Consider the following 6,733-nt stretch of genomic DNA (forward strand, 5'->3'; position numbering starts at 1 on the left):
CGCGGGAACGTTCGCCCGGAGCGCGCACGCGCCAGGCTCCGTCTCGCACATGCGACAATCCCCTTCAGGCGCCACGCAGCCCGTGGCCGCGGGAAACGGCATGCAGGCAGCACACCATTTCGTCATTGTCGGCGGGGGTTTCGCCGGTCTCTGGGCCACGCGCGCCCTGGCGTCGGCGCCGGTACGCGTCACCCTGATCGACCGGCACAACCACCACCTGTTCCAGCCGCTGCTGTACCAGGTGGCGACCGCCGGCCTGTCCGCGCCTGACATCGCCGCTCCGTTGCGCCACATCCTGCGCAAGCAGGACAACGTGGAAGTACGGTTGGCCGAGGTGGCATCCATCGCCCCGCACGACAAGCAGGTCGTGCTCGCCGACGGCACGACGATCGCGTTCGATACCCTGCTACTGGCGACCGGTGCGACGCACGCCTACTTTGGCCACGACGAATGGGCGCAGCACGCACCGGGGCTCAAGACACTCGACGACGCGTTGCAGCTACGCCGGCACCTGCTGCTCGCGTTCGAACGCGCGGAGGCCGAAACCGACCCCGCCAAGCGCGCGGCATGGCTCAGCTTCGCCATCGTCGGCGGTGGGCCGACCGGCGTCGAACTGGCGGGCACGCTGGCGGAGATCGCACGCCACACGCTGAAGAACGAGTTCCGCCGCATCGATCCCTCACAGGCGCGCGTGCGGCTGGTCGAAGCCGGTCCGCGCGTGCTGGCTTCGTTCCCCGAAGCACTGTCGGACAAGGCCCGCCAGCAACTCGAGAAACTGGGTGTGGAAGTCGTCACCGGTACGCCGGTCAGCGACATCACCGACGAGGGTTATCAGTTGGGTGAGACCTTCGTGCCGGCGAAGACCGTGGTGTGGGCCGCCGGCGTGGCAGCATCGCCGCTCGCAGGTTCGCTCGGCGCGCCGCTGGATCGCGCGGGACGCGTGCAGGTGCAGCCGGACCTCAGCGTGCCGGCGCATCCGGACATCTTCGTCGCCGGTGACCTGGCGGCGGTGACCTCGGATGGACGGCCCGTCCCCGGTGTGGCGCCGGCAGCCAAGCAGATGGGCCGGCATGTGGCACAGGTGCTGCGCGCACGGCTCTCCGGTGGCGCGTTACCCGGCGCTTTCCGCTATCAGGACTACGGCAACCTCGCCACGATCGGCCGCATGGCGGCGGTGGTGGATTTCGGCCGGCTGAAATTCTCGGGCCTGCTGGCATGGTGGTTCTGGCTGACCGCGCACGTGTTCTTCCTGATCGGCTTCCGCAACCGCGTGGTCGTGCTGCTGAACTGGTTCTGGGCGTACTGGAGCTACCAGCGCGGCGCGCGGATCATCCTGGGCAAGGATGAGGATCAGGCCGGATCGACGCGGCAGGCGTAGCAGCCGGGGCGCGCATTGTGCACATGCAGATAGGCGACGCCCGGCAGGTCGAGCAGGCGTTGCAGGTGTGGGATCGCATCGATCCCTTCCACCACGTCGGCATCGCGCATCAGCCCATCCGCGTCATAGGCGCGTAGTGACAGCAACCGGCGCGGGAACGATGGCGGCAGCTCGTCACGGAACTCGGCCACACCGCCGCTGAGTGCGACTTCGCGCACGTAGATCGGACCACTCGCACGGTAGGGACCGGAGACATCGTGGTGCAGGAACGGAAGCAGCAGTAGGGTTTCGCCCTGCCGTGCATCCTGCAGCGTGACGCGACAAGGGAAACCGCGGTCGGCATCGGCAACGACGCAACGGATGTTGCGTGCGGCCAGTGCAGCATCGTCGAGGGCGAACAGCGGCTGGAAGGGTTCGGGCGAGAGCCCACGGATCACGAACGACATGGCATCACGCTCACGGAGACGGGATGCCATGTTCGTGCCGCCGGGTGGGCGACGCTATCCGGATCTTGCGCGGCTCACTTCCCGCCCAGCGGATACCGCTTGCCGTCCGCCATCACGAGTTCGCCTTCGCCAATGCGCTCGTTGTCGGCATCGACGGTGATGAACTCGGCTTCGAGTCGACCGGCGCCCTTGCTGCCCTTCAGATCGAAGACATAGCGCTCGCCTTCCGCGGCCCATGAGGCATCGCGGTCGAACGCCGCTTCGCGGATGTCACCGATATGGCGCTGCACGACCGGGTGCGCCTGCATCGCCGCATTGGCCTGCAGCACGAAGATTCCGTCCTGGCGCGCGAAGGTCTCAGGCGCCTCGCCGCGGTCCGCATCGGTGCGTGGCGCCGCGAGTTCGCCTTCCATCGGGGGCTCGCCTTCGAACGCGAACTCGCGGCCGTCCGCCAGCGTCAGCACGCCCTTGCCCAGCCGCTCGGTATCGGCATCCACCGTGATGAACTCGGCAAGGATGCGACCGCGGCCCTTGTCGCCGACCAGCGTGAAGACGAACTCGTCCGCGCCCTCGGCTTCACCGGTTCCCAGCACGTCCATGTCGAACGCGCTCAACGTACCGATGTGCTGTTGTACCAACGGGTAGCGCTGCACGGCGACGCGCGCCTGCCGGGTGAAGATGTTGTCGCCTGCGAACAGGTCGGTGGCATCGATGCCGTCCTCCGGCTCGTCTCCGCCGCGAGGCTCGCCTTCGAACGACAGCTTGCGTCCATTGGCCAGCGTCAGCACGCCCTTGCCGAGTCGCTCGGTGTCGGCGCTGACGGTGATGAAATCGGCCTCGAGGCGGCCGCGGCCCTTGTCGCCGGCGACGTCGAACACGAACGTGTTCATGCCGGGCGCAGCACCGGTGGCATCGCTGTCGAGCTCGAAAGCGGCGATCTGGCCGATGTGCTGGCGGATCAGCGGATAGCGCTGCGCCGCCTCCTGTGCCTGGCGAATGAAGAGGCCGGCGCCGGCTTCGACGTCTTCCTCATCGTCGTGACCGTGACCCTCGCCTTCCGCGGCCAGCGCGTCGGCATCGCCTTCGATCTCGTGGCGGGTGCCATCGGCCATGACCAGCATGCCCGGCCCCAGCGCCTCCTGCGTGGCGCTGACGGTGATGAAGCGCGCGGTGACGCGTCCTTTGCCGCGACTGCCTTCGACATCGAACACCAGCACGTCCGGACCGGGCTCGTCCATGCTCGCCGCGTCGTCGAGCGCGACTTTGCGGATCGCCCCCAGGTGCGCAGCGACCACCGGATCCACCTGCATCGCCGCGCGGGCTTGTGCATCGTATTCTTCGCGATCGATGGAGAACCGGACGCCCTCCTGTGCCGGGGTGGGTTTCGTGTTGCCGTCATCGGCCAAGCCCGCTGCGGCCATGCCGCTCGACATCGTCAGGCCGCACGCCATCACCAGCCCCCACGAGAACAGCGTCCGCCGCTTGTTGCCCCACCCCATCATGCCCTGCTCCTTCTGGTTGTCATGCCGCCGTTGGCGGGTCGCGGCGTAGTGGAGCACATCCACCGACGAGCGCGCCACAAAAGCGAAGAGGCCCCATCGCGGGCCTCTTCGACATCACACCACGAACAAGGAAGATCAGGCGGCGAACAACGCCTTCATCTTCTTCAGCGCGTTGGCTTCGACCTGGCGGACGCGCTCGGCGGAAATACCGTACTCGTCGGCGAGTTCCTGCAGCGTCACCTTGCTCTCTCCATCCAGCCAGCGACGCTTGATGATGTCGCGCGAGCGCTCATCCAGATTCGCCAGGCCTTCGCGCAGCAGCTCCATCTGGTTGTCTTCGCTGTCCGCACGCTCGTAGGCCTGCGACGGATCCTCGTCGCGCGCGACCAGATAGCTCGCCGGCGACGGCGGTGCGTGCTCCTCGTCCTCGTCCGACGGCGCATCGAAACCGATGTCGCGACCGGACAGGCGCGCTTCCATTTCCAGCACTTCGCGTTCGGACACGTTGAGGTCCTTCGCGATGACGCTGACTTCTTCAGCGTTCATCCAGCCCAGGCGCGTCTTCGACTTGCGCAGGTTGAAGAACAGCTTGCGCTGCGCCTTGGTCGTGGCGACCTTCACGATGCGCCAGTTCTTCAGGATGAACTCGTGCATTTCGGCACGGATCCAGTGCACCGCGAAGCTGACCAGGCGCACGCCCATGTCGGGATCGAAGCGCTTCACCGCCTTCATCAGGCCGATGTTGCCTTCCTGGATCAGGTCGCCGAGCGGCAGGCCGTAGCCATTGTAGCCACGCGCCACATGCACGACGAAACGCAGGTGCGAATGCACCAGCTCGCGGGCAGCGTCGAGGTCTTCTTCCTCGCGGTAACGGTTGGCGAGCGCGCGCTCGTCTTCCACCGTCAGCACCGGAATCTGGTGCACGGCGCTGATGTAGGCGTCGAGCGAACCCAGGGCGCTGGGGATCGGCAGGTTGTTGGTGACCAGGGCGGTAGTGGGGGTGTTCTGGCTCATGGGCATGGATGTTAGCAGTCGGGGGGTTCGACTGCTAACCGTGCCGGAAGTTCCGTATTGTTCCAGCGATGCAACGAACCGCCGTTGATCCAGTCCGTGCGCAGCCACCTTTGCAATCAACGGCTTGCAGACATTATTGTCCGCCGTTGCCATCCCCTGAGGTCCGACGGGTAGGGGGAGAATGGGCTTTCGTTCAGGTCCGCGGCGGCATCGGCATGACGGAAGGCGGCTCGGCCGTCGCCTGCCGCTGCAGCACCGTGGCGGCCATGGCATCGGCGTCCGCCGCCAGACGGGAAGGATGGAAGCTGGGGCGCAGGTAGTCCGTCAAATGCCGCAGTGTCCGGCGGCCCATTCCGTGCCCGGCGCCGAAATGGTGCGTCAGCTGGCGCCACGTGGCCAACCGCAACAGCCGGCGATCCTGCACCAGCAGCGACGCGGCCAGTCCCATGAGCAGCAGATAAAAGAGCGAGATGGTCATCACCGCTCCCAGTACCCGTACGGGATAGCGGGGCGAGACCGCCTGAAGCAGGTCGAACGCCACCGCCCGGTGCTCTATCTCCTCGGCGAAGTGCCACTCCATCAGGTCGCGCACGCGCGGATCGGCATCCGCAAGGATGGATTGCGTCAGGAACTCGTAGCCGAGGAAGGCATTGATGTGTTCGACGCAACTCACCAGCGACACGCGCAACCACAGCGGTGCGATACGATCCATCACACGGAAGATGCCCCGGTCGACCGTGCGTTCTATACCCCGATACGCGTAGCCCTGCGCATCCAGATTCTCCCAGTAACGCTTGTGCGCAACGCCATGCTGCGCTTCCTGGCGGATGAACGCCTGGCAGCGCTGGCGCAGGACGTCACTTCGCAACTCCGGTAAGCAGGCGTTGAGCGTGCGGATATAGAAGGCTTCATTGGCCGGCACCAAGATGGTGTAGGCGTTGAGCAGCGACGAAACGACTTCATTCTCCGGCAACCAGTGCCGGGGAATGTCACGGGGAAACGCGGCGGTGAATCGCCTGGCAGTGATCGACTCTTCCATGATGCCTCCCTCTTAGGGTCACCCGTCCGAACGTCTCTCCTCGCGCCGCATTCCGCCACAACGCGGACGGCTTCAGCCGTCTGACGAAGCGATCGCCTGCGTCTCCCTGATGACGCGCAAGAGATTGCCACTCCATATCTTCCGCACATCCTGCTCCGTGTAACCAGCCGCCAGCAGCTCTTCGGTGATCCTGGGCAACGCGCTGACGTCTTCCAGCCCTGCCACGCCGCCGCCACCGTCCCAGTCAGCACCGATGCCGACATGATCCACGCCGGCCACCTTCAGGATGTGAAGCACGTGCGCCATGTAGTTGTCGAAGGTCGCCCGCTTGACCGGATAGCGCTCCTCGATCGCCCTCCGTTCCGCCAGATAAGACGGAACACGATCCACCGCGAGCCGGCTCTCGGGTCCGTACTTCTCGCCGAGTGCATCCATGGCTGTCTCGCGCTCGCGGATCTTCGGGATGTTGATCAGGTAGCCACCGTACGCATTGACGTGGATGACGCCACCTTTCGCCGCGAGCTGGCGAAGCCGGGCGTCATCGATGTTCCGCGGATGGTCGTACAGGGCATCCGCACTCGTATGCGAGAGCACGATCGGAGCTCGCGACAAGGCGAGCAGCTGATCGAACACCGCATCGCTGGCGTGCGATGCATCCAGCACGATGCCCAAGCGATTGGCCTCCTGTACGAGCGCCCGACCCGCGGGACTCAAGCCATTCCATTCCGCTCCCGCTGGATCCGTCGACGAGTCGCCGAAATCGTTGTTGCGCACATGCGTGATACCCAGCATTCGCAGGCCAAGCCGGTGGTAAGCAGTAAGCAGGCTGGGATCCTTCGCCAACGGCGCCGCATTCTCCATGCTGATGAAGGACACACGCTTGCCCGCCGCCGCGATGCGTTCCGCATCGTCTGCGGTGAGCGCAAGTTCCATCTCGCCGGACTGGGCTGCGAGCATTTCGTGGATGCTCACCAGGCGATCCAGTCCATGGTCGCGCGCCACCCGCTTCCCGGCATCGTCCCGGGCGCCCTGCGGCGTATAGATGACCCAGAATCCGCCGTCGAGTCCACCGGCCTTCATCCGCGGAAGGTCAACTTGCGACAGATCGCCTTCGTGCTGATGGTTGTCGGCGATGCTCCAGCCAGGCCGACGGAAGTTGGCCGGCGTATCCAGATGGGTATCCAATACCAGCGCATCCTCATGGACACGGCGCGCCTCGCTGGACGCGTCTTCCGCTGCAGCACTATCGAAGCAGATCATTGCCAGCGCACTGACCAACGCTATCCGATACAACGTCATGCATCCGCCCCCTCGGTGAGATGAAATCCGATTGTTGGCGAAACGCGTGCAAGAA

At 65.6% G+C, this 6,733-nt stretch carries 6 protein-coding genes; 1 reads left to right on the plus strand and 5 read right to left on the minus strand.

Going from position 1 to position 6,733, the window contains the following annotated elements; genetic code table 11:
- Nucleotides 1-100 precede the first annotated feature (100 nt).
- Nucleotides 101-1,378 carry an NAD(P)/FAD-dependent oxidoreductase gene (locus ACSQ1W_RS21315; RefSeq protein WP_436046367.1) on the plus strand — a complete coding sequence of 426 codons (1,278 nt, stop codon included), beginning with the start codon at nt 101-103 and terminating at the stop codon, nt 1,376-1,378.
- On the opposite strand, the gene ACSQ1W_RS21320 is transcribed toward ACSQ1W_RS21315, so the two are convergent.
- The 5 genes from ACSQ1W_RS21320 to ACSQ1W_RS21340 form a co-directional block, all read right to left on the minus strand.
- Complete coding sequence (locus ACSQ1W_RS21320) at nt 1,351-1,854, minus strand: DUF1203 domain-containing protein (protein WP_436046369.1); 504 nt, start codon at nt 1,852-1,854, stop codon at nt 1,351-1,353. The two genes, ACSQ1W_RS21315 and ACSQ1W_RS21320, sit on opposite strands and share 28 nt — an antisense overlap.
- Nucleotides 1,855-1,898: 44 nt before the next feature.
- Nucleotides 1,899-3,326: a hypothetical protein gene (locus tag ACSQ1W_RS21325; protein ID WP_436046371.1), complete on the minus strand. Its 1,428-nt coding sequence runs from the start codon at nt 3,324-3,326 to the stop codon at nt 1,899-1,901.
- Between the two features lie 135 nt (nt 3,327-3,461).
- Nucleotides 3,462-4,340 carry an RNA polymerase sigma factor RpoH gene (gene rpoH, locus ACSQ1W_RS21330; RefSeq protein ID WP_192274421.1) on the minus strand — a complete coding sequence of 293 codons (879 nt, stop codon included), beginning with the start codon at nt 4,338-4,340 and terminating at the stop codon, nt 3,462-3,464.
- 193 nt (nt 4,341-4,533) lie between these two features.
- Nucleotides 4,534-5,379: a metal-dependent hydrolase gene (locus ACSQ1W_RS21335; RefSeq protein ID WP_436046373.1), complete on the minus strand. Its 846-nt coding sequence runs from the start codon at nt 5,377-5,379 to the stop codon at nt 4,534-4,536.
- A 72-nt stretch (nt 5,380-5,451) separates the two neighbouring features.
- Nucleotides 5,452-6,678 carry a dipeptidase gene (locus tag ACSQ1W_RS21340; RefSeq protein ID WP_436046375.1) on the minus strand — a complete coding sequence of 409 codons (1,227 nt, stop codon included), beginning with the start codon at nt 6,676-6,678 and terminating at the stop codon, nt 5,452-5,454.
- Nucleotides 6,679-6,733 lie beyond the last annotated feature (55 nt).

Source organism: Pseudoxanthomonas sp. LjRoot143, from assembly GCF_964252945.1.
Lineage (GTDB): Bacteria > Pseudomonadota > Gammaproteobacteria > Xanthomonadales > Xanthomonadaceae > Pseudoxanthomonas_A.

What these genes read in the sequence shown, in the direction of transcription:
- ACSQ1W_RS21315 (WP_436046367.1), top strand. Translation starts at nt 101, where the DNA reads ATGCAGGCAGCACACCATTTCGTCATTGTCGGCGGGGGTTTCGCCGGT.
- ACSQ1W_RS21320 (WP_436046369.1), bottom strand. Translation starts at nt 1,854, where the DNA reads ATGGCATCCCGTCTCCGTGAGCGTGATGCCATGTCGTTCGTGATCCGT.
- ACSQ1W_RS21325 (WP_436046371.1), bottom strand. Translation starts at nt 3,326, where the DNA reads ATGATGGGGTGGGGCAACAAGCGGCGGACGCTGTTCTCGTGGGGGCTG.
- rpoH (WP_192274421.1), bottom strand. Translation starts at nt 4,340, where the DNA reads ATGAGCCAGAACACCCCCACTACCGCCCTGGTCACCAACAACCTGCCG.
- ACSQ1W_RS21335 (WP_436046373.1), bottom strand. Translation starts at nt 5,379, where the DNA reads ATGGAAGAGTCGATCACTGCCAGGCGATTCACCGCCGCGTTTCCCCGT.
- ACSQ1W_RS21340 (WP_436046375.1), bottom strand. Translation starts at nt 6,678, where the DNA reads ATGACGTTGTATCGGATAGCGTTGGTCAGTGCGCTGGCAATGATCTGC.